We start from the raw sequence: 21,436 nt of genomic DNA on the forward strand, positions 1-21,436 counted from the left end.
GTAAACTGGCTTACTACTCATTCCTTTTTTCTGATTGTTAGTTCAGAATTATTCCAAATCACTTTTTCTCTAAATCTATACTCAATTCCTTTTGAACCAATCCAGCTCTTAGCATTACTGCTGAAGTATACAGGATTACCACAATTACCACCCATTTGAGAATATCTAAAGGCAAGGACTTTACGACTAAGGCAGCAATCAGCACTGCTAGGATCCCCGGAATCGCCATGGCAATGGCTGCTTTTTTATTGTAAGCGTCTTCACGGATAAATCGGATGGAAGCAGGTGGCATCAGAAATGCGCAGGAACCCATCATAATGGGAAAGGCAACTTGGGGAGACATCCCCAAAGCAAAAACCAAAGCCATACAGGGGGCATACAACCCAATTCCCGCGGTCATCAAAGCACCCAAGAAAAAGTTACCGATAATTGCGATCGCTAATTTGCCTCCCCGAAGACCAATGGCATCTCCCCCACCCTGAATCCAATCCAAGTTTCTTGCAATCATAAACACTGCTGTAATCAACAAAGCAATCCCCATAGTCAATCGAATCTTACGTTCCGAAAGTTTGGAGACCACACCTGCTCCAATAATGGCTCCTAAGGCTGCAGATACTAGCATGAATATGAGCGTCCAAGCATCTACTTCTATAATAGTAATGAAGATCAAGGCCTGAAAGAGCACAGGAAGGGTATTGGCCACATTCAAAGTCCCTGGCATTACCTTATCTTCTGTTTGTTTGGTGAATTTCAACAAGGCTGTCTGTGGGGCAAAAGCACCTATGCCCAGCACATCAAAAAAGTTAACCACAAATCCAATAATGGAAGTCTTGGTCCAGCTTACGGGTTCTAACTGATTTTTATGTTTTAAAAAATCCCTTACCAATGCAATGCAAAACCAGCAAGTTAATATGGCAAGGGCAATCCAAATGAATGTGATCATTGTCAGTAAGTTAGAAGTGATTTCATACGGCAGCAATAGTTTAATTCAAACTATGAGATTTGAAAAAGATACTACATTTTCCTCTAATTCAGGGATATAGATTTATGATGTTCAATAAAAAAAGTTAATATTCCTCTTACAAAGAGTTTTGGTATTCTAACAACCCAAAGAATTTTCCTATGCCCTATTTTGACTATTTAAGCCATAAAATGAGGATCCTACCTGTGAAATTCATTCTCATGCTTTTTATGATGCTTTATTCCTCTGGAATTTTTGCTCAACAGCCCTCTTCTCCTTTGGTAGCTTCTTTTGAAACCTACCGGAAAATGAAGGAGGAAACGACCTTTAAGTTAGATTGGATTTCCTTAGGCCCCACAGTTAATTCGGCTCGGGCAGATATCGTTCAGGTAGATGAAACGAATCCAGGTACCATGTACGTGGGCTTTGGTTCGGGTGGTATATGGAAAACCACCAATCACGGAGTTACATGGAATTCCATTTTTGATGAGCAATCCTCTATTGGTATTGGGGATATGGAATTAGCTCCCTCGGATCCCAATATCATCTATTTGGGTACAGGAGAAAATCTTAAAAAGCCAAGAAACTTCACCCTGCCCGGAACGGGGATGTTTCGTTCGGATGATGCCGGCGAGACCTGGGAACATATCGGTTTGGAGGATTCTTGGGCCATTTCTGAGATAGAAATTCATCCTACCAATCCGGACATCGTATTTGTTGCAGTCTTGGGACATCTATGGACCAAGAATGAAAACCGGGGGCTCTACCGGACCATGGATGGAGGGAAATCTTGGGAGCAAGTGCTGTACAAGGATGAGTTGACCGGAGCCAATGAGGTGCAATTCTCCCCTTCTGATCCTCAAATCATGTATGCATCCCTGTGGGAAGTGTATCCGGGAATTAGTGGAGAAAATAGTGGGGTGTATCGTAGTAAGGACGGTGGTACCACTTGGGAGCTTTGTACCAATGGATTACCCAGAGGTCCAAAAATTGGTCGTATCGGTCTTACAGTTTCCAATTCCAATCCTGATAAAGCCTATGCACTGATTGACAATTTGAACAATGCACGGAATGAAGCCGCAGAATTATATAAGACTATTGATGGAGGGCTAACATGGACGAAAACCCATTCAGGACCTTTCAAAATCTTTCCTGGAATCGGTTGGTATTTCACCGATGTGTATGTGAATCCTGAAAATGACGAAGAAGTTTTTTGCTTGGGAGTGCGTCTGGCGCATAGTATGGATGGCGGTAAGACGTTTTCCTACATCGGAGGTCAAGTAAGCAGGATGAATCCAAGTTTGGCTCAAGGACTCCACTTGGATCAATGTGAATTATGGATTAACCCAACGAATCCCAATCATCTGGCCTTGGGAAATGATGGAGGGTTTTATGTGAGCTATGACAAGGGATTGACTTGGGTTCATTATAACAATATTCCAACGGGTGAATTTTATGATATTACGATTGATCAGGCCAATTATACCATTTTTGGAGGTACTCAGGATGACGCCACAGTGTATGGTCCTGCAAAAGAACTTAACAGTCGATTCCCTGACCCTTGGAAGTATGTTTGGATTGATCCTTGGGATGGAGGGGATGGCTGTGTAACTCAAATTGACCCGGTAGATCCTTCCATTATCTATTATAGCAGGCAACATGGTGATGCCATGCGTTTGGATAAATCAATTGATGAAGCAGTATCCATCATGCCTAGGCTTCCTGAGGATATAAATGATACCTTGGTATTTAATTATATGACCCCTTATTTTCTATCGAAATATGATCATCAAACCTTGTATCATGGTGGAAATTATTTGATGAAAAGCACAGATCGTGGAGATACTTGGGATGCGATAAGCCCGAACTTTGCTGTTTCTTCCGATCCTGGAAAACAATCTTTTGCTACAGGTGATATTGCCCAATCACCTATCAAAAAAGAAGTGCTGTATGCTGGTACTGACCATGGGGCTTTTTGGGTATCAAAAGATGAAGGTGCCACTTGGGAAGAAAATTCCGTCGGAATTGCCAATAACTACATTCGAAGCATCTCCCCTTCCCATCATCAAGTTTCTCGGGTTTATATGGCGATGACCGGAATCAATTACGATGATTTGAAAGCCTATGTTTATACTTCTGAAGATGATGGAAAAACCTGGAAAAGTATCGCATCTGGTCTTCCGGATGAGCCAGTTAATGTGATCAAAGAAGACCCTAAAAATGAAAATATTCTGTATTTGGGTGGATTGCGAGGAGTCTATGTTTCTATTGACCACGGACAAAACTGGTCTTATTTGGGAGAAGGGATGCCTGCGGCAGCAGTGGCAGATTTGGAATTTCATGAGCCAACTATGGATTTGGTTGTGGCCACACATGGACGAGGTATTTATAAAACCAACCTTCAAGCCATACATGAAATGCTCAGTCAAAATCTTTCAACTTCTACGGACCATTTCTTTGAGATCCATCCTACTCCTAGACCTTGGTTCAATTCCTCCAGTGGAGATCCTGATTATCGAACAGTTGAAAAAGCTACTTTTTCTTTCTGGCTCAATCAACCAAAACAGGTGACTATTTCAATTTTCGATGAGTCAAATAATCAAATATGGGAGGAAGATTTGACTGGAAGTAAAGGATTTAACCAATTTAGATGGGATTTGGTCGTGAAAAAGCAAACTAGTGATGCTCCTTACTTTGTTCACTACGAAAGGTTTATTCAAGCTGGAAAATATACGGTGAAGCTTTCTTCAGGAGATCAAATTTTAGAACAGACATTTGAGGTGGTAGAGCCAACATCCCCTTACTTGGTACAAGAGATTATTCAAAAATGATCGTATTACTATAAGGTATAATCAATCAATAGGTTCAAATTCAATAAACCTTGGCAAAACTAATTGCCAGGGTTTATGAATCTTTCAAAATTAAAACCTTTCTTTCCAACGAATAGGTTCGAAATTTAGGTAAATGGGTTTAAGAGAATGGAGAAAATCGCCATTTGAACCCTCGAAACCAACCATTATATCCCCAGGATTTGCTTCCCAAGTAAATTTTACATGTTGCTCGTTATAATTAGAAGTTTCAAATGCATTATTCTTATTCGTTTCAATACGAAATTCTCCTACAAATAAATTCGCCAAGAACTCTCCTAACCATCCTTTAAAAGACGTGATATATTCTGTAGGACTTAATTCAAATTTTGTTTGCTCATGTCCCTCATTCCCGCCATGTTTGAATACTTGTATTGATTCCTCTTGACTATCTATTTTGGGACTTTTTTTCTATAAAAGGTAGTTATGCAATTTACTATGTTCCCTTTTCGAATTTGAAAAGCAATTAATCTCATATTTCTAGGAATATCACTACGATTAACATCTTGAAAAATAGTTCCGCCAGCTGCTCCAGACATAAAATTTCCTGGTACTTTTCTTAATATATATTGCATTTCAGGAATCCCATAGTCATAACTTTCAAGAATAAGTTCTTCATACTTTAAGTTGGGATTGCTGGCTACTTCATTAATAAAATCCTTTAAACTAGAAATGTCTGCTCTAAGTTGTTTATGTTTCCTATCAAGATCTTTATCTGAATAATTATAATTATCAAATGTTCTTTTAAAATCAAGGGTTGTATTTAATACTTCTTGTAATTCCTTTAATTTTTCAGCCCAGCCTGGATTTGGATAGCTTTTTAAGAATTTTGATGTATTATTTTTTACATTTTCAAATTGTTGTTTAAACTGAGTAAGAAGACCGCTATCATGATAGGATTTTAGTTCAAAATCCAATGTGGTTGGAATAGTGGGTTCTCTACTTGAGAAACTTAAAGCAAAGTCTACAATTTCTTTTGAAAACTGTTCTGGGTTAATGAACTTAGGCAAAGTTAAATCACTCCCAAACCCGTTTATTGAGGAGTTAATACTATATTGAACATTAGAATTTTTTAAAGCATTACTTATTTTCATAGAAAAAGACCCATCAATTTCCACTCCTCCAGCAACTCCGCTTGCATCTAAAGATGCTTCTACTTCTTCTTTTTCTTCTTGGCTTTGAGCATAAAAAGTGAATGTGACAAAAAACTCTCCACCTTTGGTTACACTGCTTACATAAGAGTCCCCATATTTAGCAATAAAATTATTTGCCTCATTTCCTTTTTCTAGGTTTATAAGTTTTTCCTCCGGTATAATTAAGTTACCATTACTTACATACTTTTTGGCATTTTTACCATATATCAAAACAGTCACCGTATTTGTTGTTAATTTCAACGAATGTACATATCGCGATTTTGCCTCTGCAGAATACACTGAATAGCCCACCTTAAGAGATGCATCTATTTCGAGGGAAGTTTGTAAGTCTTCCATTGTAGTAACTACTTCTATTTTTGAAGTACTGCTTCCATTTGCCTCTTTTGGCGTGCTATCTGACTCAACAATTTTATCATCTGATTTTGTATAATTGAATCGATTAAATCCTGAATATATTTCTATTTCCATAATGTTTTATTTATTTTTTTTGAGGGGCATTAGATTTAAATTTTAAAGTCATTTTGGTTTTATCTAATTCATTTAATCTCATATATACACTTCTAAATAAATTATTATTTGTGTACCCATGAAGTTGAAACACATGCTCGGCCCTAGAATCATAGTTTGTTTGATCAAATTCCCTTTTAATTCGGCCCAATTTGGATTTTCAAAACTGTCTATTTGACCATTTAAGGCTCTGTCTAATTCTTCTGTGCCGTAAATTATTTTAACCTGTTTGAAATCATTCATACTGTTTTTTGTTTAAAATTTATAAAAATTGAATTCATGTAATGAAATGGACAAAATGCTTGGATATAAAGCAGAGAGATAGGATAAAGGGGATATTTGGAAGTGAAATTTTTAAAAAATAAAATCCATTGTAAAAAAATATCTTCAGATCTATCTGATTTTAAGATACGGATTTATTTTAAATGAACCCTTATTTCTATTGTTTCAGTTGTAAAAAAATGTCTTTTGTGTAGTTTTTTTTACTTTTTGACTTAGTTTGAGTTGAATGCTCGTAGGATTTAAAAAAAACAGTTGTCCATTGAAAGGACTGTTTTTAAATGAAAAATTACTTTATCCAAGGATTTCAAGCCCTACCATGGTAAAATCATCTTTGAATGTTTCCTGGCCACTATATTTGAGTCCAAATGATTTTATTTTACCCAATAAATCGTCAATGGGACTATGGGAGTTGTTAATCAAAAATGTAATAAAATCCTCCTTGTCCAACATGATATCTTCACTATTCCATACTTCAAGAATTGCATCTGTATATAAAATCAACTTATCTCCTATTTCCAGCTGAATTTCTGATTCTTTATAGTTTACTGAATCACTGCTAAATGCTCCCACGAGTGGGCTTTCAGAAATTAAAGGAAACAATTGTCGGGTAGCAGGTCTAAGAACGTAACCTTCCGGATGACCAGCTTGGGTGAAGGTTAACTTTTTCGTGTTAGAATCATAGACAGCGTAAAACATGGTAATAAAGGAGCCTCTGGGCATTTTATTATATAATTTCTTATTGGTAGCTGCTACCACTTTTGATGATGAGGAAGTTTGAATAGCCGCATTTTTAAAAGCAAATGAGGTCATAAAGGTCAATAAGGCTGCCTGAATTCCATGGCCGGTAACATCTGCAATCAAAATACCATAGACACCCTTTTCAATTTCAATGATATCATAAAAGTCACCGCCAATCTGGTCCATGGGTTCAAAAACAGAAGCAAATTTTAGTGTTTCATTCTCCGGTAATGTTGCAGGAAGAATAAAGTTCTGTACTCTCCTAGCCTCCTCCAATTCAAAGTTGATTCTTTCCTGAAATAGGGCTAAATCCTTATTTGCTGCTTTAAGGTTTTTTTGTGTTTCCCTCAGTTCAGTAATATCTGACTGTACTCCTACATAGTGAGTCGTTACACCCTTTTTATCTTTAAGTGGGGTGATAGACAGTCGGTTCCAAAAAGGTGTTCCATCCTTTTTATAGTTGAGTAATTCTACGGTAGTCCGTTCCCCTTTTTTGATTGCATGTCGAATGGCTTCAACTGGTGCTTGGTCTGTATCTTTTCCTTGCAGGAATCGGCAATTCTTCCCAATAACATCTTTTTTTGAATATCCTGTTAATCGTTCAAATCCTTCATTTACAAAGACCAAAGGTCTGTCAGGTTGGTCCATAGAGCTAATGGTAATTCCTTCATTTGCCGTATTTGTTGCTTTGATCAGCAAATCTTCAAATTCCTTAAAAGAATCTATTTCTTTAGCACTCTTTCCCATTTATAAACCTAGATATATCTATTTTCTTTATTGATCAACTTCCTAATTCTAAACTAGTAATCCCTTTGTTCAAACCAAAACTGTCTTAGTTTAAGGTCAAACTATTTTGAATAAACTGTTTAGAGTTTGATAATTAGTTAGTGATTGCTTTTTGCTTATTAAATAAGGGACTATCCCCTAGAAATCCACCTAACTTATCCAGAGCTCTATTAAGAAACCTTCTTTAACTTAATTTTCCCTTCTTCTGTCCAAACAATCAACATGGCATCGCCTTGATCTGTGCTGATGGTTTTTGAGTAGGCCCCCTTTGCCAAGACTTTCGCACTGGTACTTTTAGGGCCAAGAAACATGATGTTTTCCCCTTCAGACCAAGTGATGTAATCCCCTTTATTTCCAGCGTCAATACTAGGGGATCTTCCCGTACCAATCTTCATTTCTTTTTCCTTTGGTTTGGCTATAAATATCTGCCCATCACGCTGCCAAACAGTCGCAATATTGTCCTGATTGGTCACTCGAAAACCTCCCCCATCCATGGGGCAGCCATTTAGTTTCCAAGTATCTTGACCTAGTTTTATTGGACTGTCAAAACTATTTCCATGATCTTTTGAAATGGCTAAATGTAAGTCTCTTGAACCCTTTAGGTTATTGCGAAACATGATATACAATTGATCATTTTTATCCGCCTGAATAGTGGGCATACAACATTCACAAACGGATCCATCGGGCGAGGAATAAACCAATTGGCTATTACTCCAGCTTTTTCCTCCATCTGTGGATTTCGCTATATATATTTTTCCTTCTGGTGCCTTTCTTTTGGAATTCTTGGCCCTAAACGCCTGGTAAGATTCCATGTCTTTTGCTTTGATGGCTTTTCCATCCTTATCCAAAACTACCCAATACATGTTTCCATCTTCTCCAGGATATTGCCTAATGGATTCTCCTCCTTCAGGCATTTCCCCTAGCTCAGCCATGATTTCTTTTTACTGAGCTGTTTTGGGATGCTGTTATTTTAGGAGGCTTCAAGTTCTGTTTTGCCTTTGCTGTGATCCATTTCAGGCATAACCGATCTAGTGTCTATCCAGGTAGCAAAAGATTTCCTTGAGTATCTGCGGTGATATCTGCAAGGCTTTCTCCCGCAGATCCCTTGATATTATTGACTTGGAAGGGACCTTCCCAAGTACCATTCCCCTTATTTTTTCTATAGGCAACCAAATCTCCTTTTTTCGTCGGTGCTACAATTGAATAATAGTCAGTACCCATCGCCAACTTAGGTCCACATGACATACCAAGAAACATATTTTCCAAGGTTCCTACTTTGTCTGTGCTAAAAGTGTTGCCCTCATCCGAAGAAAATGCAAAATAGATGTCTTTTCCATTTCCATAAGTGATTCCAAGATTTCCATCAGGGTCTTTAGACATAGCGGGTTGATCTCCTTCTTCAGCTAGCGTAACAATGGGTTCGTCTTCTGGGCTCTTGCAAGAAATCAATAGACAGAATAATATAAATGGTAATGTAAGTTTGTAGTGATTCCAATTCATGGGAATTAAGTTATCAATATTTATTAATTATTGGATGTCGGAGCGACAAATACCTCTATTTGTGAATTCCTTTTTTCGAACTTAAGTGATGTCTTGAATTCCTTTCGGACCTCAGGAATGTGGAGTAGCTTTTGGGGCCCTGATAAAACGGATTAAGTCCTTATTTCTAAGACTGAATCATGTTGACCATCCATTGATTTTTATAAGTTTGAAAAATAGAAATATCTTAGCCCCTGCTTTTGCCCCCAACCTATGCTACAAGCCGTTCTTTCTGAGATTAGTACTACTTCGTGGATACTTAGTTTTTTAGCCGCTTTTGTAATTGGAATGTCTAAAGCCGGCATCAAAGGAATTGCCATTATCAATGTGACTTTTATGGCCATTGCCTTTGAAACCAAACAATCCACGGGGATTGTATTGCCTCTCCTGGTAGTTGCGGATGTCTTTGCTGTCATCTATTACAATCGGCATACGCAATGGAGCTACATAGCTAAGTTCCTTCCTTGGATGATTTTAGGAATATTTCTAGGAAGCTGGGTGGGAATGGATCTCCCTGAGAAGGCTTTTAAATATGGGATGGTACTACTCATTTTCCTGATCTTGGCTATTATTATTTGGTGGGATCAAAAAAGAGAAAACAGTGCCTACCCACTGGGCTTTTGCGAGTGGAATAGGGACTTTAGCAGGATTTACCACGATGGTGGGTAATTTGGCTGGACCAATTTCCAATATCTACTTCCTAGCCATGAGACTGCCTAAAAACCACTTTATTGGTACGGCTGCCTGGTTGTTCCTGATTATTAATGTATTCAAATTACCCTTTCACTTTTTCGTTTGGGAAACCATTTCCAAAGAAACCCTGGTACTGGATTTAAAGTTGATTCCAGGCATTATCCTGGGTTTTATTCTTGGAATCAACATCGTCAAAAGGATCAATGAGGCATTTTTTGGAAAATGATCCTAGTATTGACTGCTTTAGGGGCAATAATCATCCTATTTAAATAGATAGCCGATCAAACTCTTTTTTAAATGGAATTACCTCTGAATTAAAGGAGTTGGTTGGTAGCTATTTTTCAAAGCGCTTAAAAAACGAATGTTCATTCCAAGTTGGCCTGGCTTCCGAAGTATTAATAAGATAACTATTCATAAACTGAAGTTCTACATAGGTTTTGGCTCCCTCGAAATTAAAACTTTCTCCAAGTTCGTCAGAAGGTTTATGATAAATCTGGCTCATCATATGGGAGATAGCTGAGTCCAATCCAGTCGGAGAATCTTCCGTCTGAATACCGAATTTCATCCGTAAAGCTGGAATTCCTGCTTTTACAAAACTGTAATTATCACTTCGTACGAAACGAACTTCCTCAGGCAAATGATCCTCATCTATTTTTAAACCCAACAAACTTGTAGATCGCTCCACTATTTTCATGATGCTGCTTTGTTCCGCCCCTAACGGTTCTACCGAAACCAAGGGACCGACCATCGTCGGCATATCAGTATTAACATTGGCGACAATACTTTCTGAAGGGACTACCGGATTTTCTGCCAGGTACATTGATCCCAACAAGCCCATTTCTTCTGCAGTTACTGCAGCGAATATGACAGATCGCTTAGGTTTAGAAGGTAACTCGCTGTAAAGTCGAGCAATCTCCAACATTGCGCTGATCCCAGATGCATTATCATGTGCTCCATTGTAAATCGAATCACCATTTACTGGTGTTCCAACTCCTACATGGTCCAAGTGTGCAGTATGAATGACATATTCATTTTTTAATTCAGTTCCTTCCAAAACTCCAACAACATTGGAACTTTCAAATTCTGAAAAATTATTCACTACTTTTCCTTTTAAGGAAATGTTGTTTTTAGGCTGAGTGACTTCACCTTGAAGGTATTTTTCCAAAATAAGATCTACATCATTAGCTGTGATTTTTCGGATAAACTCCCAATCAAAATAACCTCCGAATTTCATGTTTCCATAATTAGATCTTCCTGCATATTCCCCATCAGGCATTTTTACACTGACAATACCACCTTTTGAATAGCGATCATAATTTCCCTTAAAACTACCTCTCCCTTCTGGGAAAGTGGTAAAAATGATTCCTAAAGCGCCCTTCTCACTTAAGGTCTGAATTTTAGTGTTGGAATTGCTGAAATGTGCTCTTTCTGTTGCTGGTAATGCATCAGGTCCTCCATTATACACAAGGACTATTTTATCTTTTACTTCTAGGTTTTCAAAATCATTATAACCAAACTGTGTCGCATCTATTCCATACCCAGCTATCACCAATTCTCCTTCAAATTCTATTTCGGGTGAACTTGAGTTTCCAAGGAAAAAGTACTCCACTCCTACTTGGGCAGTATCCTGATTATTCAGGATAAGGTATGAGGAGCTTTCATCAATGATGGATTTTCTGAAAGTCATAGGTTGCAAATAGCTATTACCATCTTTGTTTCCCAATGGCTTGATGCCCATGGATTGATATTGATCTTCCACATACATCATGGCTATGTCATACTCCGGGGTTCCTGGTAATCTTCCTCGCAAACTATCATCTGCCAGGATAGCGATATGGCGTTTGATCAAGTCTGGATCTGCATTATCTGCATATGAAAGCAATGCCTGGTCATCTAGGATAGCAGGTTTACAATGAACAAGTATTGTAATTAGTAAAAGAAAAATAAGGGAGTTTTTCATAGTAAGAGGATATACAGCTAATCTTCAATTTTACAGTCTCTTAAGATAATGCAAAAAGTCAAATGATTTCATAAGGTGAGGTATTGGAAACCCTTAAAAAGAAAGGCGTAATTTGAAATTACGCCTACCCTACATTCTTTTTGATCATGGAAGATATTTATAAAATATCCTAAAAATGAAACTCTTTGTCCATCACAAAAATTTTAACTGTATCCTTGATCACTCCATCATTGGCCATCGCAGCTGGACCCTCAGTTTCAAGGATTTTCATGTAGGTATCCAAATTTTCAACATCACTAAACAATGCTACTTGATTTCCCTCTTGGATAGAGATATGAATGGGACTTACACAGGTTAGGCGCTTAAACAATTCGCCATGAGTTCGAAAACCTTCTTTCCACTTTGCGGAATCTTCCACTTTTGCGGTAATAATTACTTATTTCATGATTTTGTAGTTTGATCCTATGTTAAGTTATCAAAAAACATTCATTACAGAGTATGTTTTATTCTGATAACCAGTAATTTATATTATTGTGGCTAGTCGCCCTCTTCGGAATGGCTCTATTGTTTAGATTTATTTTTTGAAAGGACTCAATTCAAATCAAAGATCGAGAAATCTATATTTTGAGATTTCATTTAAAATACATTGCTAATCCTTGATTTTAGCGAGTAGGAATCTTTAAAATTTTATTATTTTAAATTCACATTGTTCTCTATTTCAACCCATATTCTTTATCTACTCCCATGAAACAAAAGTTTCCTATTTCTATTCAGTATTTAATTTTAGCCTTTTGTTTTCTCTTTTCCTGTAAGGAGGATTTAGTGCTGAAGGAGTTTCAAATTGAACCTGGATTTTCCTTAGATAGAGTTGCTGCTGAACCTTTAATTAAGGACCCAGTAGATTTGGAGTTTAATGAATTAGGAGATGCTTTGGTACTAGAAATGCCGGGATATCCTTTTGAAGATCAGCAAAGTAGAATCTTGGTCTTAAAAGATAGGAACAAAGATGGAGTTTATGATGATAGAATTGTTTTCATAGAAAACTTGCAGCTAGCCAACTCATTTATGCCCTATAAAAAAGGCGTTTTAGTGGCAGCTCCCCCTATTTATTATTTGTACGTGATGAAAATCAAGATTATATCCCTGAAAAAGTGGATACCTTGATGGGTGGATTTTCTACTGGAAATTTACAACACAATTACAATGCCCTGACTTTTGGGCTAGATAACTGGATTTATGCAGCCAATGGTGGAAATGATGGAAAGCCATTTTGGTGGGGTGAACCAGAAAGTCAGTTGGATTTACGAGGTCAGGATTTCCGATTTAATCTGGAAACAAAAACCTTGGAACGCTTGGGTGAATCTTCTGGCGGATTCGGACTCGCAATGGATGATTTTGGACGGGTATTTGAAACGCATAACCTGGAACATATCTCTCAGCTTGTCTTTCCAGACCGATATAAAAATGGTCATCAAATCTTGAAAAATCATACCCTTCAAAATATTTCAAATCATGAAGAAAATGGCTTAGCTCGTATTTTTCCAATTGGAGAGCAAGAATCCCGTGTGAATCACCCTGAGCAATCTGGTTATTTTTCTGGAGCTTGTGGGATAACCTATTATGGAGGAGGCTCTCTAGGGATTGAATACGAAAATACCATATGGGTCGCAGATGTTGTTTTAAATCTAATTCATGTAGATAAAATACAATCCAATGGTTCTGCTTTTTTAGCTTCTAGAGTCTTGGAAAATCGTGATTTCCTTGCAAGTTCCGACCGTTCCTTTCGTCCTGTAAATATGAATTTAGGGCCGGATGGCAGCATGTATGTGGTTGATATGTATCGTAAAGTGATAGAACATCCTGAATGGATTCCAGATGAAATTGAAAAAACATTGGATCTGGAGGCTGGAAAAGATCAGGGTCGAATTTATAAAATCACTAAAAAAGGCGTAAATAATCCTTTTGATTTGGATCAATTTAAGAGCCAAAAAGGATTAGTAAATAGTTTAAATCATTCCAATCAATGGGTTAGAAAAACTGCACACCGTCTATTGATCGATCAAGTCCTCACAGATGAAACAATTAAGGAATTAACCAGGAACTTGGTAACTGGAAATGATTTCGCCAAACTTCATGCTTTATGGATTTTAGGTACAAAGAAAAAATTAAAAGAAGAAGCTTTGCTGCGGGCACTTCAGGATCCGTCTCGAGATATCCGAGAAAATGCTTTACTAATTGCAGAACAAGAGTTAGATGCTCATCCAGATATCCTTGCAACAGTCTTAGCTAGTCTAAGTGATCCTGATAACCGTGTTCGCATGCAAGCAGCGCTCTCTATTTCTACCTTGGGTAATGAAAGATTATCTGAGCTCAAACAGGAGGTTTTGGTTGGAATTCAAAAGGCCATTACTTTACCTTATGACGACTGGAATATTGCAGCATATACTTTAGCTACCGGACCATTGGCACCAGAATTACTTTCTAATCTTTTAGTAAATACATCTATACAAATTCCTGAGCAGTTTCTTAGTTCACTTGCTTTAAATGCTGGAAAAGACGGGAATGATGCCAAATCTATTCTTCAAGCTTTGAATAATTCGGATGTCCAAATGAGTGTCAAACAACAAATAATCAGACAGTTTTCCTTTGGTCTGGATGAGAAAAGTGGAAGCGCTCTTGAACCCTATATTTTGGCATTAGAACAATCTGGTGACCCAGGTTTGATTTCAGAATTAGCCCAATTGCGAAGTAAACTTCATTTGAACACTTCTCCTGAATTCTTACAATTAAGCCAAGCGGCATTGAGGAAAGTAAATGATAAATCCATGTCTGAAAGTTTTAGGCTCCAACAATTGTCTTTAATAGAACTACTTCCCTATGAAGTCAAATCAGATGTGCTATTTCAATGTTTAAGTAATACTGAACCCCTCAAACTTCAGGAGAATGCATTACGCCAATTATCTAAATACAATGAACAGGAAATCGGGAAGAAAATCGTAGATATTTGGAACGAGTTAAGCCCCCAAACCAGAAGGTATGCCAGTGACCTTCTGCTCTATGTTGAAACCCATCATGATGCTTTATTGACTGGATTGGAAAATGGACAAATTAATATAGGCGAAATGAATTTTGATTTAGAGCGGAGAAGAACATTGCTTTGGTGGACAGACAATGAAGAAACAAAGCGTAGGGCTGAAAAATTATTTACTGATTCTGGTGTTACAAATCGGAAAGAGGCAATTGATCAAATGAAGCCTGCTTTGGCGCTAAATGGGTCTGTTTTAGATGGAGCAAACGTGTTTGAAAATATCTGTTCAAACTGCCATATCTTTGGAAAAACCGGTAATGAAGTAGGTCCTACACTGACTGAGATAGGACGAAAAAGCAAAGAAACCAACCTGCATGATATACTTGATCCCAATGCGGGTGTGGATACCAAATATATCAACCATAGGCTTGAGACTAATGATGGTGTGGTTCACCTTGGAATAGTTTCTAATGAAACTGATGAGAATATCACTATCAAAAAGCCAGGGGGAGAAAGTGTTACTATTTACAAATCGAATATTAAAGAATTTCGTTCTTTGGGAACTTCTCTGATGATGGAAGGTCTTGAAAATAGCATCACCCACCAAGAAATGGCTGACTTGTTAGCGTTTTTACAAAGTGGAGTTGAATGAAGTTTAAGGGACTCCTTTACAAAAGGAGGAAATTAATCTAGCAGTGGCAAAGGTCAACTTTTTGAAAGTGCTCAAATTATGAAACTGCTCTTTGGTCATTTCCACACTTTCTTGTAGGTCCTTGAAAAACATATTTTCCATTTTAAGCCCAAATTCTGAACCGTAGATCACAGACATCAATTCGAAATTCAAATCAAAACTTCTAATATCCATATTTGCAGTTCCGATGATACTAATCTTTTGATCTGCTACGACTGTCTTTGCATGAATGAACCCTTTTTTATAATGAAAGATTCGAACTCCTGCCTCTAATAATTCAGCAAAGTAGAATTTGGAAGCTGCTCCAACGATTGCAGAATCTGATTTTTCAGGTAACAATATCCTGACATCTACTCCGCTTAAAGCTGCTTGTTTTAGGGAGTTTAGAATTCCTTCATTTGGAATAAAATAGGGGTTTGTAATATACAGACTTCTGCGAGCTATGGTAAATGACTTAAAATAAGTCATCATAATATTTGATTGGGGATACACGGGACCTCCAGACATGAGTTGTGCGAGACCCTTGGTTCCTACCCCATCGATTTGTTCACTTTCAGGAAATAATTCCTTTTGAAACTCGATCTTTTTTTCTTGAGCCATATTCCAACTCACGATAAAATGCCTTTGCAAGCTGTGAACAAGAGGTCCAGAAAATTTCACATGAGTGTCCCGCCAATAAAGACCCGTATCTATGGAGTTATCATATCGATCTGAAATATTAATTCCTCCTAGAAAGCCAATCTTCCCATCGATGATAATCACTTTTCTATGATCTCGATGATTTAATCTATTCGCAAATTGCCGCAATTTTACTTTGATATTGGGGTAAATTGCAACCCCGTTTTCCTTTAATTCTTTTACTATATTTTTATGAATTCCTCTACTGGCATAATCATCATAGAGTACTTTGATTGACAATCCTGCCTTTGATTTATTAATTAAAATTTCTTTGATTTGATTACCTCGAATATCATTTTCCCAGGCATAATATTCCATATGGATAAAATGCTCTGCCTGCTCTAAAGACTTTAATACTTCTGGAAATTTTTCCTCTCCATTTACCAATAATTCAAATGAATTTTCGCTGAGGAACTCTCCCATCATATTAAGTTGAAACTTGACTAATCCCTTATAATGGCCAAATTCCTCCTTATACTTTTCTAACAAATGATTTGTGTTATTGGGAATCACTTGAAAATAATCTCGATCTAAATCTTTTTGTACAGAAACTGCACGATGGTTATGCCGCTTATGTCTATAATTGATGCCCACAGAATAATAAAAAATCATTCCCAGTATGGGTAACACGATAACCAGCAACAAATAAGCTAGTGTTTTTGAGGTTGAATGGGTGTCAAGTAAAATTCTGAAAATTGTAAAGATCAATGCGAATAAGTATACCAAAGAAAAAATATGATTGATCGTAAAAAACTGGCTTATATTCATTGAACTTTAGATTTATAATGAAAATCGGGAAACTGCATGCAGCTTTATTAATGTACTTCTATTAGAGAGTTTTTCATTTTAAATACTAATCATCTCATTTTGCCGACTCAGGGTCATTTTCAGAGTTTATAATATCCTTGGGAATGGATACAAATAGTGCGACTAAAGGTTTTGTTCTGTCATTGTATTGTATCATTACTTTGAGGATTCCAGCAAATGGCATAAATAGAATCATTCCAGAAATACCCCAAATTAATCCACCCAAAATCACGGATAGAAATATTACGAATGCATTTAGATTAATTTTATTTCCAATGATAATAGGCTTAAAAACATAACTTTTTAATGCGTTCCCTACTAAGATACTGCCTAAAGCCAAAGCTGGAAGTGTCAAATCATCACTGGAAATAATCGCGAAGATCACTACGATAATCATCCCTATGGGATTTCCGATATAAGGAATTAGAGTTAATAGCGAAACAAGGAGTGCAAAAAACAATGCATACTTTAATCCAATTGCAAGGAATAAAATCAGTAACAGAATGGTCAAAATGAAGGTGATGGAGAATAGACCAAATAGAAAATTACTTATCACATCTGAAATTTCAGTTACTTGCTTTTTCTTAACACTAAACGTTTCACTTCCTTTTGTCTTTAGCTTCAAATAATAAAGGTAATTGTCTCGATAATAGAGTATAAAGAATAGATAAAGCCCTACAAGAAAAATTTCTCCAAATGACTTACCCAAGGATTTCAACACATTAGAAATGGTTTCGGAATGATTAGAGATCCAAATATGTATCAGATTTTGGTCTATGAGCGGTAAATGAATCCCATAGTCCTCAAGTAAGAGGATGCTTTGTTGAATGGATTCAATCAGAAGTATGTTGAAATCAGGGATTCCTTTGATAATAGAGACGATCTCTATATAAAAGAAATAGAAAAGCATTAAAATAATCAGAAGTATGAGGATCACATAAACGAGGGAAGAAATCATCCTATTGATCCTATATCTATTTTCGATTTTGTTCAACATGCGGAAGGAAGCCAGTGCAATCAACAAACTCCAAGCAAGTGGAATCAAAAATGATTTTGCTAGGATGAGAATTAAAACAATTAATACAAAACAGATTAATAGAGCCGTGACACCAAAAAGTCTTGAATTATTAATCGAGCTAGATTGCATTTATTGAATTTTAAAATCAAAATAACATTTTGTTTCAATATTTCATATTTAGCAAGAACCCTATCTTCCTTTGGTTTATATAGGATTATAGTTAACTAATTTTAGTAGAAAGCTCCAGTCCTCCCCATTTTTATCTTCAGTTTTCAACTTTAAGTCTTCTAACTTGGCTGAATACCGATCCCTAACCACTGAATACTGGTTTAACATTTACTCAACACCTTAATTCTGTTCCCATTTCGCATCCATCAACACCCAGGTATTAGGGTCAAGAATAACTTCTTCGGGAGCGGTTTCCAATGGAATTTCAATGGTATTTTTCATCTCTTTGATCCAAATGGTTTTCAACTCAGTTTTGTCTTTCGACTTTATAGCCAGTTCAATAGGCATTTCGAACTTACTTCCATCGTTTTGAACTTGGTTTAAAGTGATTTGCACTAGTTTTTTACCTGTATCATATGACCAATTACCTTCCACACTTAAAGCTCCAGGTTGATATAACCATTGCTCAAAAAAGCAGTCCAGATCTTTTCCAGAGGCCTTTTCCATTTCCCTCCTGAAATCTGAAGTTGTTGCGTTTCCATTTTGATACTTGGCATAATAAGCTTGGATGCCTTTCCAGAAGTTCTCCGTTCCGATGACTCCCCTTAGCATGTGTAATATCCAACTTCCTTTTTGGTAGGTATGGGAACTCACCACCTTGCTCATATCACTCAGGTTATCATGGACGATTCTATAATCAGGATTTTTTCATGAAAAGCGTCAACCGTCTTTTTACTATTGGCCAGTCCTTCCAAAAAATCATCTCTTCCATACGCATGCTCTCTGAACAACAAAGTAAAATAAGTAGCAAAACCCTCACTCAACCAAACATCGTCCCAGTCGTATTCCGTTACTGCATTTCCAAACCATTGGTGAGCAATCTCATGAATGATCACATTTCTCCAGCGAGTATTTCTATCCCCTACTACCGAATTTTCGCTATATAAAATGGCTGATGCTGCTTCCATTCCACCGCTGACACTGTTGGATTGGATATTGGCAAGTTTCTCATAGGAAAAGGGACCTATATAATCGCTATAGAATTCAAGTACTTGTTTTGTGGGAACCGCGAAGTCATAAAAGCCCTTTTCCCGATCTTGATAGTAAACCCAAGTCTGAATTGACTTGTGGTCAAATTGCTCTACTTCCTGCATAGCAAAACGGGCAACTCCCAAAACATACAACCAAGAAGCGATCGGAACAGATTGTTTCCAATGGGTCAATCGGTTTCCGTTACCCAGATCTGTTTCTTCTATCTTTAATCCATTTGATACCACCTGGTAATGTGAGGGAGCAGTAACAATAAATTCACAAGTAGCTTTGTCATAGGGATGGTCTACCATAGCTAGCCAATTTCTTCCTTTATCGGGCCAATTGTCACTGAAAAAGGTTCGATCGCCATATTTGTTTTTGGCAATTTTTAACCCGGAAGCTGGTATTCCTGAATAAACAATTTGGTATTGCTTTTCTTGATCTTTTTTGGAGCTAGATGGAAGTTTGATTTTTAATTCTTCTCCATTGTGTGTAAATGCAAGTTCCTGTCCTTCAGATTGAATGGATGAAACGGTCATTCCTTTATTTTCCAATGCGATGGAAGCTTTAACCAAGTCTAAACGAAGGCTATCCACCCCTTCTCCCAGATATCGAACATCAAGGATCAATTCACAGGTAATTTCATCGGTATCATCAGATAATTTGATGTTAAACTGGTAGTTCAGGACATCTACTTTAGGATTCTTGGGATATGAGTCCGTCCTGGCGAATAAGTTGTTAGAAAATAAAATTAATAACAGGATTAAGTGATTCTTCATGGTAGTGGATATAGGTAAAAAAGAAGTTCATTATTTTAGAGTAGAGAGGTCTATTTCAGGCCTGAATTCTATCAATCCTTTTTCTCGGATGGTGTACTCCACATCTTCCAATTTGGATGGGACGAAACTACTCAGGTTTTCTACGCCATCTTCGGTTACCAGGGCCACATCTTCAATGCGTATATATAAACGCTCTTCATGTAACCAGATCATGGGATCTATAGTGAATACCATTCCGGCTTCCAGCGGTCTTCCTCGTACCCTGCCTACATCATGTACTGCCATTCCCACCGGATGCTGGAAATGCCCCCTGAATTTCAACCCCTCTTGTACAGCTTTCAAATGACTTTCCTTGACAAAGGTCTTATCCTCTAAATAGGCTTTCATATCAGAAGCAGCATGATCCAATACCTCATCAGCCGTTACACCAGGCTTGATGTACCGGAATAAGGCATCCCGATAGGCGACAATGAAATTATATAGTTCTTTTTGCTCCTCATCGAAGGTTCCATTCACAGGCCAGATTCTGGTGACATCACTGGTATAAAATTCATAATCCGGAGCATAGTCCATTAAAACCAAATCCCCATCTTTCAATTGATCAGTTTTATGGAAATAGTGTCCCATATAGGCATTGGTTCCTCCTCCTATGATGGAAGGATAACCATCTCCTTGGGAGCCATAGAGGTAAAAAATATACTTGGCAGCTGCATCTAACTGGTATTCATAAACGCCTGGATTAGTAGATCTCATGGCTTCCATGATTGCCAAGCCTGCGATATGAGTCGCTTTTTTGATGACGGCAATTTCCTCTTCACTTTTAATTAATCGCATCTCATCCAGAATCGGTGTCAGATCCTGGATTTCATATTGAGGATATCGGTCTTTGAGTTTGGAAATAAATCTTGCTTCTCGGGTAGGCGCACCATCCCAAGGATCGGAAGCATTTCTTGCCTGCCCGAAAAGGATCTCATCCCTACTGTCATTTCCTGTTTCTGCCGGACTAAACTCCGTAAATAGAATGGGGCCCGGAGGTTTGATTAGGCCTGCACCTACCAGGTCAGCGGCTAAAAATTCGATACCTTTTACTTGGTCAATCCCTGTGAGTTCCTTTACTAATTCTGCATCTTCGGCAGAAAGGACTTTTCCCTGACTTCTTTCCATTCCCTCATCTCTATGAGGGAGGTACAGAATAGCTCTTTTACTTCTTCCATTGAGTAGTAAATAAGAACGTGCAGTTTCCACTCCTGTGAGGTAAAAAAAGGTATTGGATTCTCGAAAGACGCTGAAGCCAGGAATTCCGCTGGCACCCTGGATAACTGCTATCGCATTGTTTCCAATCTTCTCATACACCGTATTTCTTCTTTTGCAAATTCCCCCTTGGAGAATTCAGCTTGAAAATGTGGATCATCTTGGGGGTATGTGGAGAATGAAATAGAAAAAAGTAAAAGTAGAATGGCTTGAAATTTTTTCATATGGTTGGTGGTTTAAATAGGAATATAGTAAGAATCTATCATTTCAATTCTGAGATAGGCTTAGTTCGTTCCCCCTATTGAATGAAGAAGTATTCGAATGCAAGCTCACAGGCAAGAGGTAGAATTTAGGATGTGTGATTTAAGGTTTCTGATTTACCAATTGCCGACATCTGAATATTTATTCAAAAAAGTAATTGCTTAATGTTTCAGATTTCTGATTTTAGAATTCATCCTTTCCAAAACACTAGACACACCCAACTGATCACTATTTAC

18 protein-coding genes are annotated in these 21,436 nt (G+C 37.5%); 5 read left to right on the plus strand and 13 right to left on the minus strand.

Annotated elements, in window-relative coordinates:
* Positions 1 to 58: 58 nt before the first annotated feature.
* The gene (locus V8V91_RS01525) at positions 59 to 943 is read right to left on the minus strand and encodes a sulfite exporter TauE/SafE family protein (protein WP_373398450.1); all 885 of its coding nucleotides are present in this window, start codon (positions 941 to 943) and stop codon (positions 59 to 61) included.
* A gap of 179 nt (positions 944 to 1,122) precedes the next feature.
* On the opposite strand from V8V91_RS01525, the gene V8V91_RS01530 reads away from it, so the two are divergent.
* Positions 1,123 to 3,792, plus strand: coding sequence for a hypothetical protein (locus V8V91_RS01530; protein ID WP_373398451.1), 2,670 nt, complete (start codon positions 1,123 to 1,125; stop codon positions 3,790 to 3,792).
* A 90-nt stretch (positions 3,793 to 3,882) separates the two neighbouring features.
* Here V8V91_RS01530 and V8V91_RS01535 read toward each other — a convergent pair whose 3' ends face one another.
* The 5 genes from V8V91_RS01535 to V8V91_RS01555 form a co-directional block, all read right to left on the minus strand.
* On the minus strand, positions 3,883 to 4,224 hold the full coding sequence (locus V8V91_RS01535) for a jacalin-like lectin (RefSeq protein WP_373400845.1): 342 nt from the start codon (positions 4,222 to 4,224) through the stop codon (positions 3,883 to 3,885).
* Positions 4,221 to 5,450 carry a hypothetical protein gene (locus V8V91_RS01540; RefSeq protein ID WP_373398452.1) on the minus strand — a complete coding sequence of 410 codons (1,230 nt, stop codon included), beginning with the start codon at positions 5,448 to 5,450 and terminating at the stop codon, positions 4,221 to 4,223. The genes V8V91_RS01535 and V8V91_RS01540 overlap by 4 nt, the downstream gene beginning before the upstream one ends.
* A 612-nt stretch (positions 5,451 to 6,062) precedes the next feature.
* The gene (locus V8V91_RS01545; protein ID WP_373398453.1) at positions 6,063 to 7,256 is read right to left on the minus strand and encodes a SpoIIE family protein phosphatase; all 1,194 of its coding nucleotides are present in this window, start codon (positions 7,254 to 7,256) and stop codon (positions 6,063 to 6,065) included.
* A gap of 209 nt (positions 7,257 to 7,465) precedes the next feature.
* The gene (locus V8V91_RS01550) at positions 7,466 to 8,227 is read right to left on the minus strand and encodes a sialidase family protein (RefSeq protein ID WP_373398454.1); all 762 of its coding nucleotides are present in this window, start codon (positions 8,225 to 8,227) and stop codon (positions 7,466 to 7,468) included.
* 103 nt (positions 8,228 to 8,330) lie between these two features.
* Positions 8,331 to 8,795 (minus strand): hypothetical protein, encoded by a 465-nt coding sequence (locus tag V8V91_RS01555; RefSeq protein WP_373398455.1) that lies wholly within the window; start codon positions 8,793 to 8,795, stop codon positions 8,331 to 8,333.
* Between the two features lie 252 nt (positions 8,796 to 9,047).
* On the opposite strand from V8V91_RS01555, the gene V8V91_RS01560 reads away from it, so the two are divergent.
* Positions 9,048 to 9,503: a sulfite exporter TauE/SafE family protein gene (locus V8V91_RS01560; RefSeq protein WP_373398456.1), complete on the plus strand. Its 456-nt coding sequence runs from the start codon at positions 9,048 to 9,050 to the stop codon at positions 9,501 to 9,503.
* Entirely contained in the window at positions 9,436 to 9,753 is a 318-nt protein-coding gene (locus V8V91_RS01565) for a TSUP family transporter (RefSeq protein WP_373398457.1), read from the plus strand. The genes V8V91_RS01560 and V8V91_RS01565 overlap by 68 nt, the downstream gene beginning before the upstream one ends.
* Positions 9,754 to 9,861: 108 nt before the next feature.
* Here V8V91_RS01565 and V8V91_RS01570 read toward each other — a convergent pair whose 3' ends face one another.
* Positions 9,862 to 11,487 carry a M28 family peptidase gene (locus tag V8V91_RS01570; protein ID WP_373398458.1) on the minus strand — a complete coding sequence of 542 codons (1,626 nt, stop codon included), beginning with the start codon at positions 11,485 to 11,487 and terminating at the stop codon, positions 9,862 to 9,864.
* A gap of 169 nt (positions 11,488 to 11,656) precedes the next feature.
* Positions 11,657 to 11,905 carry a hypothetical protein gene (locus tag V8V91_RS01575; RefSeq protein ID WP_373398459.1) on the minus strand — a complete coding sequence of 83 codons (249 nt, stop codon included), beginning with the start codon at positions 11,903 to 11,905 and terminating at the stop codon, positions 11,657 to 11,659.
* A gap of 326 nt (positions 11,906 to 12,231) precedes the next feature.
* On the opposite strand from V8V91_RS01575, the gene V8V91_RS01580 reads away from it, so the two are divergent.
* Together V8V91_RS01580 and V8V91_RS01585 are read left to right on the plus strand one after the other, a co-directional pair.
* Positions 12,232 to 12,651 (plus strand): hypothetical protein, encoded by a 420-nt coding sequence (locus tag V8V91_RS01580; protein ID WP_373398460.1) that lies wholly within the window; start codon positions 12,232 to 12,234, stop codon positions 12,649 to 12,651.
* A complete protein-coding gene (locus V8V91_RS01585) occupies positions 12,639 to 15,167 on the plus strand; it encodes a PVC-type heme-binding CxxCH protein (protein ID WP_373398461.1) in 2,529 nt (842 codons plus the stop codon). Before V8V91_RS01580 ends, V8V91_RS01585 begins: the two co-directional genes overlap by 13 nt.
* Before the next feature lie 3 nt (positions 15,168 to 15,170).
* On the opposite strand, the gene cls is transcribed toward V8V91_RS01585, so the two are convergent.
* From cls to V8V91_RS01610, 5 genes are all read right to left on the minus strand, one after another.
* On the minus strand, positions 15,171 to 16,652 hold the full coding sequence (gene cls / locus V8V91_RS01590; protein ID WP_373398462.1) for a cardiolipin synthase: 1,482 nt from the start codon (positions 16,650 to 16,652) through the stop codon (positions 15,171 to 15,173).
* 94 nt (positions 16,653 to 16,746) lie between these two features.
* The gene (locus V8V91_RS01595) at positions 16,747 to 17,838 is read right to left on the minus strand and encodes an AI-2E family transporter (RefSeq protein WP_373398463.1); all 1,092 of its coding nucleotides are present in this window, start codon (positions 17,836 to 17,838) and stop codon (positions 16,747 to 16,749) included.
* 219 nt (positions 17,839 to 18,057) lie between these two features.
* On the minus strand, positions 18,058 to 18,543 hold the full coding sequence (locus tag V8V91_RS01600) for a M1 family metallopeptidase (protein WP_373398464.1): 486 nt from the start codon (positions 18,541 to 18,543) through the stop codon (positions 18,058 to 18,060).
* Between the two features lie 5 nt (positions 18,544 to 18,548).
* Positions 18,549 to 19,688: a M1 family metallopeptidase gene (locus V8V91_RS01605; RefSeq protein WP_373398465.1), complete on the minus strand. Its 1,140-nt coding sequence runs from the start codon at positions 19,686 to 19,688 to the stop codon at positions 18,549 to 18,551.
* Positions 19,689 to 19,718: 30 nt separating this feature from the next.
* Positions 19,719 to 21,077 (minus strand): aminopeptidase P N-terminal domain-containing protein, encoded by a 1,359-nt coding sequence (locus V8V91_RS01610; protein ID WP_373400846.1) that lies wholly within the window; start codon positions 21,075 to 21,077, stop codon positions 19,719 to 19,721.
* Between the last annotated feature and the right edge of the window lie 359 nt (positions 21,078 to 21,436).

The organism is Algoriphagus halophilus, from assembly GCF_041729275.1.
GTDB lineage: Bacteria > Bacteroidota > Bacteroidia > Cytophagales > Cyclobacteriaceae > Algoriphagus > Algoriphagus halophilus_A.

Excerpts from the sequence above, each read along its gene's own strand:
- V8V91_RS01525 (WP_373398450.1), bottom strand. The coding sequence starts at position 943 with ATGATCACATTCATTTGGATTGCCCTTGCCATATTAACTTGCTGGTTT.
- V8V91_RS01530 (WP_373398451.1), top strand. The coding sequence starts at position 1,123 with ATGCCCTATTTTGACTATTTAAGCCATAAAATGAGGATCCTACCTGTG.
- V8V91_RS01540 (WP_373398452.1), bottom strand. The coding sequence starts at position 5,450 with ATGGAAATAGAAATATATTCAGGATTTAATCGATTCAATTATACAAAA.
- V8V91_RS01545 (WP_373398453.1), bottom strand. The coding sequence starts at position 7,256 with ATGGGAAAGAGTGCTAAAGAAATAGATTCTTTTAAGGAATTTGAAGAT.
- V8V91_RS01550 (WP_373398454.1), bottom strand. The coding sequence starts at position 8,227 with ATGGCTGAGCTAGGGGAAATGCCTGAAGGAGGAGAATCCATTAGGCAA.
- V8V91_RS01555 (WP_373398455.1), bottom strand. The coding sequence starts at position 8,795 with ATGAATTGGAATCACTACAAACTTACATTACCATTTATATTATTCTGT.
- V8V91_RS01560 (WP_373398456.1), top strand. The coding sequence starts at position 9,048 with ATGCTACAAGCCGTTCTTTCTGAGATTAGTACTACTTCGTGGATACTT.
- V8V91_RS01570 (WP_373398458.1), bottom strand. The coding sequence starts at position 11,487 with ATGAAAAACTCCCTTATTTTTCTTTTACTAATTACAATACTTGTTCAT.
- V8V91_RS01580 (WP_373398460.1), top strand. The coding sequence starts at position 12,232 with ATGAAACAAAAGTTTCCTATTTCTATTCAGTATTTAATTTTAGCCTTT.
- cls (WP_373398462.1), bottom strand. The coding sequence starts at position 16,652 with ATGAATATAAGCCAGTTTTTTACGATCAATCATATTTTTTCTTTGGTA.
- V8V91_RS01595 (WP_373398463.1), bottom strand. The coding sequence starts at position 17,838 with ATGCAATCTAGCTCGATTAATAATTCAAGACTTTTTGGTGTCACGGCT.
- V8V91_RS01600 (WP_373398464.1), bottom strand. The coding sequence starts at position 18,543 with ATGAGCAAGGTGGTGAGTTCCCATACCTACCAAAAAGGAAGTTGGATA.
- V8V91_RS01605 (WP_373398465.1), bottom strand. The coding sequence starts at position 19,688 with ATGAAGAATCACTTAATCCTGTTATTAATTTTATTTTCTAACAACTTA.